At 46.4% G+C, this 16,596-nt stretch carries 14 protein-coding genes; 7 read left to right on the plus strand and 7 right to left on the minus strand.

Going from position 1 to position 16,596, the window contains the following annotated elements:
* The first annotated feature begins 102 nt into the window (after nt 1-102).
* The 3 genes from V4C51_RS07580 to V4C51_RS07590 are packed head-to-tail and all read left to right on the plus strand — an operon-like array spanning nt 103 to nt 1,716.
* Entirely contained in the window at nt 103-348 is a 246-nt protein-coding gene (locus tag V4C51_RS07580; RefSeq protein ID WP_330925541.1) for a hypothetical protein, read from the plus strand.
* A gap of 40 nt (nt 349-388) precedes the next feature.
* Nucleotides 389-619, plus strand: coding sequence for a sulfurtransferase TusA family protein (locus V4C51_RS07585; RefSeq protein ID WP_330925542.1), 231 nt, complete (start codon nt 389-391; stop codon nt 617-619).
* 11 nt (nt 620-630) lie between these two features.
* A complete protein-coding gene (locus V4C51_RS07590) occupies nt 631-1,716 on the plus strand; it encodes an AI-2E family transporter (protein WP_330925543.1) in 1,086 nt (361 codons plus the stop codon).
* Between the two features lie 199 nt (nt 1,717-1,915).
* On the opposite strand, the gene V4C51_RS07595 is transcribed toward V4C51_RS07590, so the two are convergent.
* From V4C51_RS07595 to V4C51_RS07610, 4 genes are all read right to left on the minus strand, one after another.
* Nucleotides 1,916-2,992 carry a hypothetical protein gene (locus tag V4C51_RS07595; RefSeq protein WP_330925544.1) on the minus strand — a complete coding sequence of 359 codons (1,077 nt, stop codon included), beginning with the start codon at nt 2,990-2,992 and terminating at the stop codon, nt 1,916-1,918.
* 303 nt (nt 2,993-3,295) lie between these two features.
* A complete protein-coding gene (locus V4C51_RS07600) occupies nt 3,296-3,475 on the minus strand; it encodes a hypothetical protein (RefSeq protein ID WP_330925545.1) in 180 nt (59 codons plus the stop codon).
* Between the two features lie 102 nt (nt 3,476-3,577).
* Nucleotides 3,578-4,276 carry an ankyrin repeat domain-containing protein gene (locus V4C51_RS07605; RefSeq protein WP_330925546.1) on the minus strand — a complete coding sequence of 233 codons (699 nt, stop codon included), beginning with the start codon at nt 4,274-4,276 and terminating at the stop codon, nt 3,578-3,580.
* Between the two features lie 105 nt (nt 4,277-4,381).
* Nucleotides 4,382-5,086, minus strand: a complete 705-nt coding sequence (locus V4C51_RS07610; RefSeq protein ID WP_330925547.1) for an ankyrin repeat domain-containing protein — start codon at nt 5,084-5,086, stop codon at nt 4,382-4,384.
* Between the two features lie 244 nt (nt 5,087-5,330).
* Between V4C51_RS07610 and V4C51_RS07615 the strand changes: the two genes are divergently transcribed.
* Nucleotides 5,331-5,558 (plus strand): hypothetical protein, encoded by a 228-nt coding sequence (locus V4C51_RS07615; RefSeq protein WP_330925548.1) that lies wholly within the window; start codon nt 5,331-5,333, stop codon nt 5,556-5,558.
* A 160-nt stretch (nt 5,559-5,718) separates the two neighbouring features.
* On the opposite strand, the gene V4C51_RS07620 is transcribed toward V4C51_RS07615, so the two are convergent.
* The gene (locus V4C51_RS07620) at nt 5,719-6,186 is read right to left on the minus strand and encodes a peroxiredoxin (RefSeq protein WP_330925549.1); all 468 of its coding nucleotides are present in this window, start codon (nt 6,184-6,186) and stop codon (nt 5,719-5,721) included.
* A gap of 470 nt (nt 6,187-6,656) precedes the next feature.
* On the opposite strand from V4C51_RS07620, the gene dapA reads away from it, so the two are divergent.
* Both dapA and bamC read left to right on the plus strand, forming a co-directional pair.
* The gene (dapA, locus tag V4C51_RS07625) at nt 6,657-7,571 is read left to right on the plus strand and encodes a 4-hydroxy-tetrahydrodipicolinate synthase (protein WP_330925550.1); all 915 of its coding nucleotides are present in this window, start codon (nt 6,657-6,659) and stop codon (nt 7,569-7,571) included.
* A gap of 15 nt (nt 7,572-7,586) precedes the next feature.
* Nucleotides 7,587-8,753 (plus strand): outer membrane protein assembly factor BamC, encoded by a 1,167-nt coding sequence (gene bamC, locus V4C51_RS07630; RefSeq protein ID WP_330925551.1) that lies wholly within the window; start codon nt 7,587-7,589, stop codon nt 8,751-8,753.
* Between the two features lie 103 nt (nt 8,754-8,856).
* Here the strand turns inward: bamC and V4C51_RS07635 are convergent, their stop codons facing one another.
* Together V4C51_RS07635 and V4C51_RS07640 are read right to left on the minus strand one after the other, a co-directional pair.
* Nucleotides 8,857-11,466, minus strand: coding sequence for a hypothetical protein (locus V4C51_RS07635; protein WP_330925552.1), 2,610 nt, complete (start codon nt 11,464-11,466; stop codon nt 8,857-8,859).
* Between the two features lie 268 nt (nt 11,467-11,734).
* On the minus strand, nt 11,735-14,311 hold the full coding sequence (locus V4C51_RS07640) for a coiled-coil domain-containing protein (RefSeq protein ID WP_330925553.1): 2,577 nt from the start codon (nt 14,309-14,311) through the stop codon (nt 11,735-11,737).
* 825 nt (nt 14,312-15,136) lie between these two features.
* Here V4C51_RS07640 and V4C51_RS07645 point away from each other — a divergent pair.
* Nucleotides 15,137-16,084: a hypothetical protein gene (locus tag V4C51_RS07645; RefSeq protein WP_330925554.1), complete on the plus strand. Its 948-nt coding sequence runs from the start codon at nt 15,137-15,139 to the stop codon at nt 16,082-16,084.
* Nucleotides 16,085-16,596: the final 512 nt, after the last annotated feature.

Genomic DNA, 16,596 nt, shown 5'->3' on the forward strand with positions numbered 1-16,596 from the left:
AGGATAATAGTGGGGCTATTTGACGAAGAAGCAGGAATTTTTAGACCAATTTATCGCAACCGCAGTAGGGTAGTCTATTCTCGGACAGGCTCCTAGGAGGCTGTGGGAGTAAGAATCACAGACTCAGCCCACTACCGGGATACATTTATCCACGCAAAAACGGGGCTTGCCTGTATGCGTTACGGTCTTCCCATGAATAACAGCGCGTCTTTAACGTTGTTCGACGAAACGGAAAGCCTGTCGTTGACAAAGGTGAGCGCCAAGGGGAATGTGCCTGATTTACTTCCTTGCGCGGAAGCGTTAACAATAAGTGGTTCTCAGTGTTTCAGTGGATCTGTAAACTGTTAGCGGTATACCTCTGCAACGATTAAAGGAGTTCACCTCTCATATGATGCATGTGGATCTTGAACTGGATCTGAAAGGCGCCCATTGTCCGCTGCCATTGCTGAAAGCCAAACAAGCCATGAATCAACTGAATTCAGGCCAGACACTGCGCGTGCTAACAACAGACCCTGGATCAGCGCGTGACTTTACCAGTTTTGCCCGCCTGGCAGGACACCGGCTGCTGGTCAATGAAGAGCGCCTGGGCGTGTTCACTTACGTGCTGAAACATAAATAACAGGTGAGCGCATGTTAAATATCATAAAAGACTGGCTGCACCGGTATTTATCGGATTATGAGGCATTGGTACTATTGGTGCTGCTGATTGTGGGCTTTGTTGTTGTGCTCACCCTGGGGTATACGCTGGCACCAGTGATTGCCGCACTGGTGTTGGCATTTTTAATGCAGGGCATGATTAACTGCCTGGAGCGTAAGGGCTTGCCGCATCTGTTGGCGGTCAATCTGGTCTTTGCGGTGTTTATTGCCGTTGTACTGGTATTTTTACTGCTGGTTGTCCCGTTATTATGGGAACAGATAACCCACCTGTTAAATGAAATCCCCCATATGGTCAGAGTGGGTCAGAAACTGCTCAAGAGTCTGCCTGAGCTGTACCCGGGGTTTGTCTCTGAACAGCAGGCCGTGGTGATTGCCGACACCATCAGTCATCGTCTGGCAGGTTTGGGGCAGTGGGTACTGTCCTTTTCACTATCAAAGCTACCGGGGGCATTGGGACTTTTGATTTATCTCATTCTGGTTCCCATTCTGATTTTCTTCTTCTTGAAAGATAAAGCGCAGTTACTTGCCTGGATCGGAAGTTTACTCCCTGCCCGCCGACGTCTGATTAATCAGGTAGCCGATGAAATGAATGAGCAGACGGCTAACTACATTCGCGGAAAAGCCATTGAAATTGCCATCGTCGGCGTGGTTAGTTTTATTGCTTTTGAAATTCTGGAATTAGACTATGCCGTTCTTTTAGCGTTGCTGGTTGGTTTTTCCGTCGTCATTCCCTACATTGGCGCAACGGTGGTAACACTGCCGGTGGCGATCATTGCTTTTTTCCAGTGGGGATTCTCCAATGATTTTATGGTGCTGATGGTGGTTTACGGCATCATTCAGGCCCTTGATGGCAATGTCCTGGTTCCCTTATTATTTTCAGAAACCGTTAACCTGCATCCGGTGGCGATCATTATCGCTATACTGGTCTTTGGTGGCCTGTGGGGCTTTTGGGGTGTGTTTTTTGCCATACCACTGGCAACACTGTGTAAAGCCGTGATGAATGTCTGGCCCAGTGTCAGTGATGTGGGGGTGAGCATAGATTCCAGGCAGGACCAGTAATATTAATCGCGCTTTCTAAATCCCCTATCGCGCTGGCTACCTGAGGGGAAGTCCCGCGTTGAAGCCCAGGAGCCTGTCGCGCTTTCTCGCGCTTTCTCGTGCTTTCTCGCGCTTTCTGGATTTTAGGCCAAAATTGTCTTAAGTCCGACAGGCTACGAGATAGCCATGCCCATAACGGGGTTAGAAAAGACGATGGGTATTATTCCATGATATAAACCCTGTCATTGCGACTGGTAACATATAAGGTACTCACACTGTTGGGCATAAAACCCAGTCCATTGGGTGCCGCGATATCAGTCAGGGTTTGTAATACATTTAAGCTTTTAGCATCCACTATCCCGATGGCGCCTGTGTTTTTGCCACGTTGATCAGCTGATACCACATAGAGCGTAGACCCGTCCTGGGATAAGGTAGCGCCTATTGAATAATCGTGTTCTGGTACAACGAAATTAGACGTGATGATCTTGCCGCTTGTGGTGTTGACCGCAAAAGCCTCCTGCTCAGAAACAACATACAGGGTGTGACCATCGGGGGATAAAGCGCTTCTTGGTTCATAACCGGGAGTAAAATGTATTTTTCTGATAACCTTATGCGTTAGCGTATCTATGACAGCTGTACCGTTAACATAAGACGCGTAGACATAGTTATTATCTGGAGAGACATTAAGGGCTGGCAGTGGAAAGAAGCACTTTCCCTCGCACACGTCTTTATCAATAACCGGCACATTTGCTACCACTGCCTGTTTTGCCGTATCTATGAATACGACACCAGGGGCATCGCGGTAATAATGACCACCTGAGGCCGCAACATAAACATACTTGTCGTCTGGCGAAATCGCAAGACCGAGATCTCGGTATTCCCCTGTGGATAGTGTCTTTACCAGTTTGTGGGTTGCGGTATCTATAACCGCGACGCCCCAATCGTTGCTATTTTCTTTAAAATAGATGGCATAAGCGTGGGCACCATCTTTCGTCGTTACAATCCGGGTAAAACCAAAACCAGGGACTTTGATGCTATCAATAACCTGTTGTTTGGACGTATCAATCACATCGATGAATTCCTTTGTGTGGGTCACATAAGCTTCAGGTTTTCCCGAAGCAAAAGCGACACCTTCGGGATAGGCTCTTACCGGAATTTCTTTCACTATTTTATGTGCCACCCCCACGGGCGAGGCACTGACCGAAAATGCCGAAACCAGCCCTAAAGTAATCATTAAAACCGACATAAAAAAACGATTACCCATGCCTGATCGTTGAATCAACCGTCTATTCATCATTTGTCTATTCATCATTTTTTACCTTTAGTACAGCGTAAACGCCAGAAAAGTGAACTGCCCCAGCTTGAGCTCGCCCGGACATTGCCTGAACGGCCCTGAAGATCGCCAGGAACATTGCGGCACTGACCAATGGTGTGATGGAGCGCCGGACGGGTGTGTCCGGTTCACTGAGCAAAAATTTAGAGGGATCCCAGGATGCAAGGGAGACCAGAGACATGTTGGTGAAATATCCAGGCCAGTATGTGTAAGGATAAAACCATTGTTTCATCACGCTTTAAAAAGAGTCAGCGCACTCACACCAGTTTAGACCTTTTTTATTGGGAAGAAGCCTCCACTTGGCCTGCTTTTGATGGGGGCATTGCCATCATAAGACAGCGCAAGACTAACCGGGTGTTCACTATCTTTACAATAAAACTGCAAATGTCGTTTAAAAAGCCGGTCGTTTAAATGGCGTTTAACAGGTTGTTGGGAGTTAATACCCATCGTCTTCTCTAACTACCGTAAGCGTTCGCAAGTTGAACGCTAGCCCCGCTTGGCAACGCCTCGCATTAGCGGGCTTTAGTCATTTTTCCCCTGTTTTTTCTCTTATTTCGGGTGCGTCAGCATCAAATCAGCGGCTATTTCTGGGGCTAGTTTTAGTTTTTGGACTATTTCATAGGGTATCCGCTCTGGGCGTGTATCACTTCCGTTGACAAGCATCCTGACAGCCAGGAGGGCCTGGGTTCTCAAGTCCAGGGGGTTATGAACCAGCCTCCTGAGGTGCTCTTTTTGCTCCTCAGCGACCCCATAGCCAAACTTGAGACTCCCCGAGACTTTCGGATACCGGGCACCGTTTTCCAGGCACATTTTGGCAATATTTACCGCACCTTCCTTGATAGCTGCTTTCAAAGGGGGGTCACATATGTAATCCCCTCCCCCTATTAGCGGGTTTGCACCTGCACGAAGCAGTATGGCAACCATGGCTTCTCTGGTAGTGAGGTCTATATCGCTGGCATGTATTGCTGCGTTCAGGGGCGTAAATCCAACATCGTTCACCTTGTTAATGTCTGCGCCTTTGCGAATCAAGTATTTGAGTATTTCTAATCTCCCATACTTGGCGGCCATTATCGAAGGCGTATAATCCATCTCGCAACACCTAAGATCAACGTGCTCTGGTTTGTTTCTTTCTACAATTTCTTTTACCCGATCCAGACTACCCTCGATTATTGCCATGAATATAGGCTGATAGAGGTTGTCACCAGGATAATCGTCTGGGTTAAAATCATCACTTTGAACCTCATACATAATGAAATCACCCTCTATTGATATCTGATGTCACTGAATCCATGGAACAATCTCACTGCACATGCTGTTGTCTTGATAATAGCATGACTGGGTGGTTAGCAGACTTTACTCTTTTTCTTCCTCTTGTGGGTAGATCAGCATCAAATCAGCGGCTATTTCTGGGGGGAGTTTTAGTTTTTGGACTATTTCACAGGGTATCCGCTCTGGGTGCGTTTCATGTCCGTTGACAAGCATCCTGACAGCCAGGGTGGCCTGGGTTTTCAAGCTCAGGGGGGTATTAACCAGCCTCCTGAGATGCTCTTTTTGCTCCTCAGTGACATCACGGCCAAAAGGAACGTCCCATTCTTTCTGAAAATAGGCACCGTTTTCCAGGCACATTTTGGCAATATTTACCGCGCCTACTTTGATAGCTCTAACCATAGAGGGTTCACATGGAGGGTCACACATTAGCGGGTTTGCGCCTGCGCGAAGCAGTATGGCAACCATGGCTTCTCTGGTAGTGAGGTCTACACGGTAGATATCTACTGCTACTTCCAGGGGCGTACGTCCAAAACAGTCCATCTTGTTAATGTCTGCGCCTTTGCGAATCAAATATTTGAGTATTTCTAATCTCCCATACATGGCGGCCATTATCGAAGGCGTATAATTAAATTCGCAACACTCAAGATTAACGTGCTCTGGTTTGTTTCTTTCTACAATTTCTTTTACCCGATCCAGGTTGCCCTCGACTATTGCCATGAATATAGGCTGATAGCGGTTGTCACCAGGATAATCGTCTGGATTAAAATCATCAACCTGGTACTCATACATAATTAAATCACCTATTGTGGACACCTGATGTCACTGGATCCATGGAATGACTCGATTGCGCCTGCCCTTGCTCTTAATAGCATGGCAGTGTTCACGGTAGCATGAGCAGGTGGCTCGGGAAGGCAGTCTGATGTGAATCTTACTGCGAACAGGTGTGGGATAAGCTGAAGAGAGTCGCGAGTCATGCAGGCCATAAAGGTCACCTGAAAGCAGAAAAAGAGAATGCAGGGGACGAAGAGATCAGATGAGAGTCACATGCGTAACCGGGGAACCGTGGGAAAACAAAAGCATTCTGTTTTCGGCAGTATGCAGTATAAAGTGCAATGGGCAGGTTGTCATGCTCATCGGTGCCAAGGGGAACGAGCGACAATCAAGCCGCTCATCTGAAAATAATGGAGGGGTTTTGGTCACGGCACGCCCGGGTTACGACCTCGAACACCCTTCACCAATAACTAACTTCACCGTTAACTAGGAGCCTGTCCGAGAATAGACTGCCCTACTGCGGTGGCAGCAAATTGGTCTAAAAATTCCTGCTTCTTCGTCAAATAGCCCCACTATTATCCTCAGAAGCAGAAATTTTTATCCTCAATTTCTCGTAATCCTCGCTAAGGGCGCTATTCTCGGTCAGGCTCCTAGTCAATGGTCTGCGCTGCCTGTAATACATCCTCCACATGCCCTTTAATACGCACCTTACGCCATTCATGTTGAATGACACCATTGCGGTCAATCAAGAAGGTGCTTCGCTCAATGCCCAGATATTCCTTACCGTACATTCGCTTGAGCTTAATGACGTCAAAAAGGTTACACAGGGTTTCATCATCATCACAAATCAGATCGAAAGGTAGCTGGTGTTTTTCACGGAAGTTTTCATGTGTCCTCAAGCTGTCTCGGGAAATACCAAAAACCAGTGTGCCGGACGCGCTGAAGGCATCATAATGATCCCGAAAAGCCTGCGCTTCGCTGGTACAACCGGGGGTGTTATCTTTCGGATAAAAGAACAACACCACCTTGCAGCCGTCAAAATCGGCTGTTGTCAGGGTTTTATCGCGGGTCGCCAAAGCAGTAAACTCAGTGACCTTTTTACCAAGGGATAAACTCATAGCTCGTCCTTATCTGCTTTATAACTGAAGCATATCGGCTAGTACGCCTTTTCAGTGCCATTGTTGATGGGGCAACCCATTATAGACAAGGGATTGCTGCTTTACCTTGCTGTTTATTCGCTAGGAGCCTGTCGGACTTATGCTCGAAAGCATAAGTCCGACAGGCTCCTAAGAGTAAAACAAGCCCTTTCATGGACAATGCCCTATAATAAAGACCTGCGTTGCAGGGGTTAACCCAAGTATTTCACAAAGATGTTCCTGGCCTCCTTTGCCCCTTGCGGCTCCCGGAAAGTTTTGCGCAACCGACCGTCCACACCGGTACGGCGCGCCATCGAAAAGTTCCGTTAAGCCACGATGCTTTTGGTGATCTTCAGGGCAGTTTGTGAAATGTCCGGGTTGAGCCTTGAGAAGCTGTTTGAGCAACAGTAGTATTGAGGGCATCCCTCCTAATAACTCACTGGAGTTTACTGATGATAACCGGTAGCCTTGTCGCGCTTGCCACCCCGATGCTTGAAGATGGGGAGCTGGACTGGGGATGTCTGAAAAATTTAATAGAGTATCATATAGAACAAGGGACCAATGGCCTGGTCGTGGCCGGGACAACGGGAGAGTGCGCCACACTTACCTTACAGGAACACTGTGAGGTCATCCGCCGCAGCGTTAAGCTGGTTGCTGGCAGGATTCCCGTGATTGCCGGCACAGGGGCTAACGCTACGCAAGAGTCCCTGATTCTGACGGCAGAAGCCAAGGCGTTGGGCGCTGATGCCTGCCTGCTGGTAACGCCCTATTACAACAAGCCCACGCAAGAAGGACTCTACCGCCATTTCAAGACCATTGCCGATGCGGTGAACATTCCTCAGATTCTTTACAATGTCCCAGGTCGTACCGCGGTGGATTTATTGCCGGAAACTGTGGCACGGCTGGCTGAGATTCCCAACATTGTTGGCATTAAGGAAGCCACAGGCATTCTGGCGCGGGGCAAGCGGATTCGTGATTTGTGCGGTAAGGACTTTGCCATCTATTCAGGCGATGACGCCACAGGCATGGAGCTGATGCTCCAGGGTGCCAACGGTGTGATTTCTGTGACCAATAATGTCGCTCCCAAGCTCATGCGGCGCATGTGCGACGCTGCCATTAACGGTGACCGCCGCAGTGCTGAAACCATTAATAGCCAGCTGAACGACCTGCACCAGAAACTGTTTATCGAACCAAACCCCATCCCGGTGAAGTGGGCACTGCACAGGATGGGGCTGATCGCTGAAGGCATACGCCTGCCTTTAACCCCTTTATCCCCTGGCTGCCAGGGTGATGTTGAGCATGCATTGGCACAGGCCAAGCTGATTAGCAAAAATTCTGTACCGGTCGCTAAGCCTGAGCCGGCCTGATAGTTGGAATAACGAATGAAATCTGTGTTAAAAACTCTACCAACAATAGTATGTGCTGTATCTTTGGTCGGTTGTGCTAATCCATTTGGCGACGGAGGTTATTTTCGAGACAAGTCAGGTGACTACACAAAACAGCAAGCCACGGCACCGATAAAAGTCCCCGACGGTTTTCATGGCCGTCCCCTGAGCAACATGTTGATAATTCCACCGTTGCCTGAAAAAGCAGTGGCTGAATCTGAACACCTGCCTGCCGACTTTACAGTGCCAAGACCTGTGCAGCGCCTTGAGCAACAAGGCAGCGGGGAAGCGTACAGTATACGACATGCTAACGGTACCGTTTGGATCGAAGCGGGCAAATCACCTGCGATGCTGATCCCCTCGGTGGAAAGTTTCTTTTCTGATAACAACGTGGTTTTGACCAAAAAAGCGGCAAAAGACGGGGTTCTGGAAACCAACTGGAGCGACTTCGGTGAAGACAAAACGCACGGCGTCATCTTTCGCGCTGTGGGTAAATTGGTTGGTGTCGAAGATCTTGAACCCATGGAAGACCGGTTTCAGATTACCGTCACTCCCGGTAAAAAAGCCAATACGTCCATCATTGGCATCAAGCACCAGGGGCGCCCCCCGGTGGAGGAGGGCGAAAAATCAGCCGCTGATCCAACCATCTGGGATAACCTCGCTGAACGCAGCTTGCGCATGAACCAGGCATTAGCCTCTGACCTTTTGATTTTCCTCGCCCAGGATCGCGGCGGCCATGTGGTTTCTTATCAAGGGCAGAAACAACCTGCCCAACTGACCACGGAGTTAACGGAAGATGGCAATGGCAGTCCACTACTAAGGCTAACAGGTCTGCCTTATGCGCAAAGCTGGAACGCTATTGGTGATGCGCTGACAAAGGCAAAAATTGTTGTTGTTGATAAAAACCGCTCTGCTGGCATTTACTATCTCTCCACGGACCCTAAAATCATTCTTAAAAAGCCACAGGAAGCACCTGGCTTTTTCTCCAGGCTGTTTGGTAGTGATAAGCAAGGGGAAAAAACCCATACTGAAACCCTCCAGTTAAGGGTCAGCGAACTTGCTGAGGCCATTCAGGTGTCTGTGGAAAAAGACGCTTCCACATCGGCAGATCATGCTGAAAGTCTGCGTTTGCTGGAGGTTCTGAAGGAACACCTGAAACCCTGACCTGGGAGGCTGTCCGAGAATAGCGCCCTTAGTTAGGATCGCGAGAAATTGAGGATAAAAATTTCTCGCAGTCCTCGCTACGGGCAGACTTTTAAGGCTGCTTCTAAAAGAAATAGGCCGACGTTTTCCCACCGAGAACACAGTATGCGGCGACAGCTCTGTCTGCCTCGGGATCCATGACTCGGTAGATTCCCGTTTGAGGCCCATGATTAATTTGTAAGGTTTCCTGTTCCTGGCGAAACGTTGCAATCTTCTGCCAGACACCACCATGTTTGTTGGGGAGGAATTGCTCCAGTGTATATAACGCGTTGATTGTATCGGGAAGGTCTAAATTTATTGTGCAGCTTTCACTTTCTGCCAGGCCTTGATGAAAGGGATTATTTGTGCCCGGGGGAAGCGAACATTCTCCCTGGGATTCACAGCATAACGCGGCGCCATAGAATATTTCACCGTCACGCGTAGTCCCCACGGCTCTGCGAGCGGAGATTTGGAAGGGCTGATGCCCATTGTTTTTTGCTTTTTTCTGTAATTCAGCGAGTTGTTGAATATAGTGAGCGACGGGTTGGTTGCATGACATCAGTTTAAGCATATTCGCATAACAAAACTCAGCCCATGATTCATTGGCAATCACGCCACATTGTTTTAATAGACGTCTTATATCCTTTTTATCGGCGCCGGCGTGGGCTATACGCTTGAGCAGGCGATCCAGTTTTTTTAACGTTCTACAGCGGGCATCTTTCAGATTTAATTGCCCCAGGTCAAGGGCAATATGGCTGTCTTCAGGGGCTGGCTTTTGGAAGGTTTGCCAGTCAACTTCATTAAAACACGGTACAGTACCGTACTGCTTGAGGTAGTCAAACTCAGGACAATTCGCGCTATAGTCATCTGCCGGATGCAGGGTCGTTGTTGGTGACAACAGCAGTTTTTGATGCTCAGCCAAAGCCTTCTGGGTGTCAGCGCAGTTGCCATTTATTGCGGCAAAAAACGCGCCCACTGTACCGAATACCGCGACAACCGGGGGTAACAAGTATTCTTGAGCCAGCGCTATACCATTTTGAACGTTAAAGCTGGCGTAAGCTACACCTGCTTCATAAAAATAATGGAGTAGTGTTATCAGGTAAAAAAACACTGAAGGAAGATCTACGTCAGCGATGTAACAAGACAGTAAGAGGGTCGTGACCATTGCGGAAGCCACTATTGTACGTGGGTATCGCAAAATCGTTTTTTTACATTGAAGGCTGAATGCACCAAAAGACGTGGTGTTATCACGCGGTTCGTCAAGGGAACGGGCAGTTCTGACATCAGGTGTCTTGCTTGCGACTGTCTCAGCCCTTGGCGTATCTTTTTTTTTCCTGGTTTTTTTCTTTTTTTTACCAACTTGTTTTGTTGTTTCTGGTGCTTCTTGTGCTTGTGTTTGTGGTGTTTTAGTCACTGGATGTTGTCTCAAGGCTGCTGGCTCTGAGTTATCATCCGTTTTTGGTAAGGGCGCGCTAGCGTCAGCATCGTTTATTTCTGACGTTGAATCATCGCAACAAGAGTGTTCCATGCCATCGTTGGTGTTGACGGCTTCTGCCTGAGAAGGGGTCTCAGTAATAGAAACGTGTTGAACCTTGTTCTCTGATTCCTGTGTATGGTTGTTATTTTTGGTTGATTTTTCTGGTCTTTGTTGGGATAAAAACTCAGTGTTGGGATTTTTCAGTTCCTGTTCCTGTTCCTGTTCCTTTTCCAGTTTCCTTTTCAGTAAGTCTATTTCTTTTTTTTGAGATTGCATCATCTGATTGCTTGATGATGCAATCTCCTCCCTTAAGAATGAGGTTGTATTGATGAACGCATCAAAGCGCACTGCCTTTTTATTCTCTGTTGCCATGGAATCCGTTTTAGCTTCAAGTGTCTTATTGTTATCAATAAGCATTGCTACTGTTTTATTCAGGTCGGATAGCTCTTGCCTCAGAGATTGATAGTCATCGGATTTTATTGTTGGTGTATCAATGAATTGGTTTTGGTCCAGGGTGAAACCGGAACATGCCAGAGATTGATCAGGTGATGAGAACGTGGAATCAGTTGCATACGAATAATCTGCCATAGCTTGATACGGTGATAAATAAAGTGGCGAGGCTGCTGGCTGGTTGTTAGCCATTAAAGCGGGTTCTGTCTGCTGCCAGTATTCTTCTTCTACCAGCACGGTGTATACACCTGATCGTGCCGGGCCACTAGTATAACCAGGGGTGGCAAAACCTTGGGAAGAGCCTATACAAAGCTGCTGTGTTGAGGCTTGTGAAGTCGCTTGCCGCGTGTAATGACTGGCGATGAATGCATCATAGGCAACATATTGTTGCGGTATTTCCAGCACGCAGCTCATTAGAATATCTGAGACAATGCAGTGAATGTAAGCCCTTCCGTTTTTCCCATGTTGTACAACAAACATGTTATCAGGTACGAACAGGCAGTGAACGCTCCACAGACAGTTAGAGTAGTTACCATCAGCGGCACCTAATAAATGACGAACCGAGCATTTTCCCGTTAAATGGCAAATAGCGACTACATAGCTATCTTTATTCACCAAATAAACTCGATTAATGGTTTTGTCTTTTGCGTAAATGGCATCAATGGCATCAATGGTATCGTTTGGTGCGGCAAAAAGCAGCGCGCTGAAAATCAAAGTACAAGAATAAACAACCAGCCAGCGCGTGACAGGATAAAAATAACAATACATTTGAAAGCCATTGAATTAAAATGATACGCTGAAAATATAGCGTAAAATTCATACTCTACCATTTTATCAACCACCGTTGTATGGGATGTTTCTGTTCACTGGGCGGTTTTTCGCGCGTATCTTTGGTCGGTTGCGCTAATCAATTTAGCAAAGAAGGCTATTTTCGAGACAAGTCATATCAATCGTCTTTTGTAATACCCTTTGCTATTGGATAAAATTGAACTGTCGCGCTGTGATACGGGGATATACGGGGGCCACGACATGCCTGCTAAAAGAAATAGCTTGATACTTCCCCATTGATAAAGCAGTACACAGCGATAGCAGAATTTGTCCTAGGATCCATGACCCGGTAGATGCCCGTTTTAGGCGCATGATGAATTCTCAAGCTTCTCCGTTTGCAAAACTTTGCGATATGCTCCCATGTGCCACCATGCTTGGAAGGGTGAAATTTCTCCAATGAATATACAATCTTTTCTTGATAGGGAAGGTCGAAATCTATTTTGCCGACTTCAGTGCTTATCGCGCCTCTATAGAATCCATCATCCGTGCCCGGGGGAAGCGAGCACTCATCCCGGATTTGACAGCATAGCGTGACACCGTAGAATAATTCACTGTCATGGGCAAACCCGAGAACTCTGCGAGCCGATATTTGGAAGGGTTGATGCCCATTGTTTTTTGATTGTTTCTGTAATTTCATTAATTGTTGAACGTAGTGACTAATGGGGTTACCGGATGGCATCAGTTTACCAATATACGCATAACAAAATTCAGCCCATGAGTCATTGGAAACGATACCACATTGTTTTAATATCTTTTGTAGTTTTTTGCCCTTGGCGCCGCCTATCACCCTGAGCAGGTGATTCAGTTTTTTTAACCTTTTACAGCTGATCTTGCTCAGGTCTACTTGCCCATGTTCAATGGCAATATAACTGCCTTTAGGTGCCGGCTTTTGAAAGGTTCGCCAATCAACCTCACTAAAATAAGGTACGACGCCTTGCTGCCTTAGATAATCCAGCTCAGGACAACCCTGGCTAGGATCATCTGACGGATAGAGTTTCGTGATTGGTGACAACAGCAGTCCATGATGCTCAGTTAACACTTTTTGGGTGTTAGCGCAGTTGCAATTTATTGCGGCAAAAAAAGTACCCACTGTGCCCAAAACCCCAACAACCGGGGGTAAAAAGTACTCTTGAGCCAGCGCCATACCATTTTGAACGTTATAGCTGGCATAGGCCATACCCATTTCATAAAAGTGACTGAGCAGGTAAAAAAACACTGAGGGAAGATCTATGTCAGCCACGTAGCAAGACACCAGAAGGGTTGTGATCATCGCAGAGGTCACTATTGTACGCGGGTATTGTAAAATCGTTTTTTTACATTGAAAGCCCAGCGCATGAAAAGAAGTGGTTTTATCACCGGGTTTTTCAAGGGAGCTAGCTGCAAATGTCTCCCTTACTGCTCCTGCAGCGTTTGGCTTGTCTTTTTTTATGGTTCTTTTCTTTTTTTTGAAAACCGGTTGAGTTGTTTTTGGTGTTTCCTCAGTTTGTGTTTTTGGCGTTTCAGTGACTAGGTGTTGTCTCAAGGCTTCCGGCTCTGAATTATCATCCGCTGTTGGTGAACCTGCGTTAGAAGGTTGATCAACGTGGTATTCTTCTGGTGTTTGAGTGATTAAATGCTGAACTGTGCCTTTTGGTTCTGAATCATTGCTTGTTGTTGGCAAGATCGCACACGCAGATTGATCATCGTCGTTTATTTCCGCCGATGAATCATTGCGATAAGAGTGTTCCACATTATCGCTGGTATTGACAGCTTCTACCTGAGAAGGAGGTTTCCCAGTAACAGAAACGTGTTGAATCTTGTCTTCTAATGCCTGTGTATCCCCGTTATTTCTGGTTAGTTCTGTTGGTCTTTGTTGAGATAAAAGCCCGTTGTTTGGATTTTTCAGTTCCTCTTTCAGTGATTCTATTTCTTTTTTTATCTGAAGTTTAACACGATCGTTTGTATCTTCCAGTTCTTGCCTGAATAATCCTAATGTTCCCATAAAGGCGTCATAGCGCACGGGTTCACTATCAGGTTTTTTATTAGAACCCGCATGCGCATTATGCGTCTTTCTTTCCTCAGTTAGCTTGTTTATTTTATCATTCAGTTTACATATCTCTCGTCTTAAAAATTGAGGGTCATCATCATTGGCATTGGCTGGTATTTTAGGCGTATGAATTGATTGCGATTGGGCTGTGGTTGAACAGGTATGTGTCAGGTATTGGTTAGGTGGTGATAATATTTTGGAATTAGATGCGTACGAATAAGCTCCCACCACTTGAGGCGGTGATAAATTAAATGAAAAGGCTGCTTGCTGACCAGTCATTTCAGGGGATATCGGCCGGACCCCGTCGTCTCTACCAACTGGTGGAAGGCTGTAAACAAGTGGTTGTGTCGGGCCACTATTACTAAAAGCAGGAGCAGCAAAATCTGGTGAAGATCCACTATAAAGCTCTCTTATCGCAGTCGATAAAGTCATTATTCGCTGCGGATTACCGTTGGTGATAATTGCGTTATGGGCGGTAAATTGTTCCGGTTGTTCTACTGTGCAGCCTACTAAAATGCCCAATAGAGTATTGACAATACAAGCACCTCCGTTTTTTTCATATTTTATCTCAAACATTCCCTCAGGTACGAACAGGTTGCCATCGATCCAAAGACAGTTAGAGTAGTTGGAATTATCGGCACCTAATAAATACTCAACCGAGTAATCTGTCGACAAATGGCAAATAGCCACTGCACAGCCATCCATACCAACCAGATGAACCCGATTAGCGGGTTTATCTTTTACATTAATGGCGTACATGATATCGTATGGCCCAGAAAAAAGCGGCGTGCTGAAAATCAAAGGGAAAAAAGAAACAACCAGCCAGCGCGTGACAGGATAAAAATAACAATACATTTGAAAGCCGTTGAATTAAAATAATACGCTGAAAATATAGCGTAAAATTCATACTCTACCATTTTATCAACCACCGTTGTATGGGATGTTTCTGTTCACTGGGCGGTTTTTCGCGCGTATCTTTGGTCGGTTGCGCTAATCAATTTAGCAAAGGAGGTTGTTTTAGAGACAAGCCAGGTGACTACATAAAACAGCAAACCACCGTGCTGATAAAAGTACTCCGACAGTTTTAATGCCCGCCCCCTGACCAACATGCTGATAATTCCACCATCGTCTGAAAAAGAAGGGGTTGAATCTGAACACCTGCCTGTCGGCTATACAGAACCAGAACCTGTGCGGTACCTTTAACAACAAGGCTGGGAGGCAGTGTATAACGATACCGTTTGAATCCAAGGGGGCAAATCACCTGCGTTGGATCTGTTCCAGCATAGCTTAGCCCGGATATTTCATAAACAGGCTCCTGGCCTTGCTTGCTCCTTGCGGCTCTAAGCAATTCTCAGGGCAGTTTATGAAATATCCGGGTTAGTCGTCGGTGAATAGAGTAAACGCGTTATAGTAACGCTCTGTAGAGTAATAAGTATTATGCGCTCTCCCGCAGTGCGTGAATGCCCGTGAATGTATGAGCCTCGCATTTTTTGAAAGCTTGTCTATGCTTTTGGGTCGGGCAACAAATTAAAAGCCAGAAGTATCTTTATAATCAAAATAACCGAGAGACAGTGAGATAATGCAATGAAGACATTTAATTTATGGGCACGGCGCATATTAAAATCTATCGTGTTAATCACCTTTTTTCTGTCCACAATCAGTCATTCGGCTGCAAACTTCGTGTTTTGGGATGACGGCAAACCGCCAGCAGGCGCAAAAGAGGGGGATTTAGGTATTGTTACCTATGAGGGTTCCAGTGATGGTTTTCAACAAATAGAAAAATATCACTTTGGTCGTCTTAAAAAAAACAACAACGGTGAATTGATATGCGCTATCAGAAACCTTTCAATATTTAAAAAGCAGCCTGTTTATTTTACACCAATAGCCAGTCTATCCATGACTCCAGAGATTATTGAAATTCTTTGGCATAAAACCGGCGGCAGTAATCCAGAAATATCAGGGTATGACCTTGTTATGATGGAAGAATTTCAAACGCCTGCAACAGGTGATCAAGCTGGAGCCCCACCGGATTACTTGTATTCAAATTTAGTATATGATCAACAATTTATGGCTGACGCTGATAAATTTAAGTTCAAAGTATTCCTCAATAGTGATAACGAAAAAACACTGATGGTTACCTTGTCAGGTCTTCGTTACTTCACCATTTACCCTGAAAACCGGTGGCTTAGGGAAGCCAGAAAGGAATCGGCAGAAGTATTTAAAACACATGGTATTTATTTATATTACCACGGTTGTGGCTGGGTCAGGAAATATGGGGAAACCGTTAAATATACCAATCTCACCAACGGTAAAGGACAAAGGCCATTTTTTCAACTCGCCGATGCTATGGAGCATCTTTGTAGAACCCATGCGTTTAAGGGCGAGGACGGTCAATTGCTTCGCTTTGTCGCTATTGATGGCAGTACCTTCGCGGCCGGCCATCAAGCCGATATGAGGGATAGAGGCAGTAGACGCAGCCCCAATAGAGTCTACAGAATAATAACCGAGGAAGAGTGGATGGATGATCTATAGTTTTGCCACAGCCCCTTGGCGCCTGTCGGACTTCGGACTTAAGGCAATTTCGGCCTGAAATCCAGAAAGTACGAGAAAGAGCGGCCATATTTTCCGATGAATTTGCTTAAACAGGTCAATTATTCGCGCAAATTGATCGAAAAATCTGACTCGCTCTACTGAATTTCATGCTCGAAAGCTTAAGCCCGACAGGCTCCTCGGGCGACGTTTTTGAGATACGAGTGCCTGACATGATCGGATGGATCTCAAAACGCGCAGCAATCTCAGGGGTTGCCTGATCACCTTTGATGGCTGTGAGGGCAACCTTCGACTTGACATTTGAACGGTATTGTTCGCGTTTTTGACGCTTAATGGTTCTATCCCGTTTGGTATTGATCAGGGCTTACACCATTGTCTGATTTTTGGGAGCCATTTCAAGGCTTACTGAAACTTACCAAAAGTGCGGAAAGCCCCGTACTTCTAGTGCGGGGATGAATAGCACACCAGCCTGAAAGGATGGCAATACTCGGTAT

This window comes from Candidatus Sororendozoicomonas aggregata (genome assembly GCF_031528575.1).
Taxonomy (GTDB): Bacteria; Pseudomonadota; Gammaproteobacteria; order Pseudomonadales; family Endozoicomonadaceae; genus Endonucleibacter; species Endonucleibacter aggregata.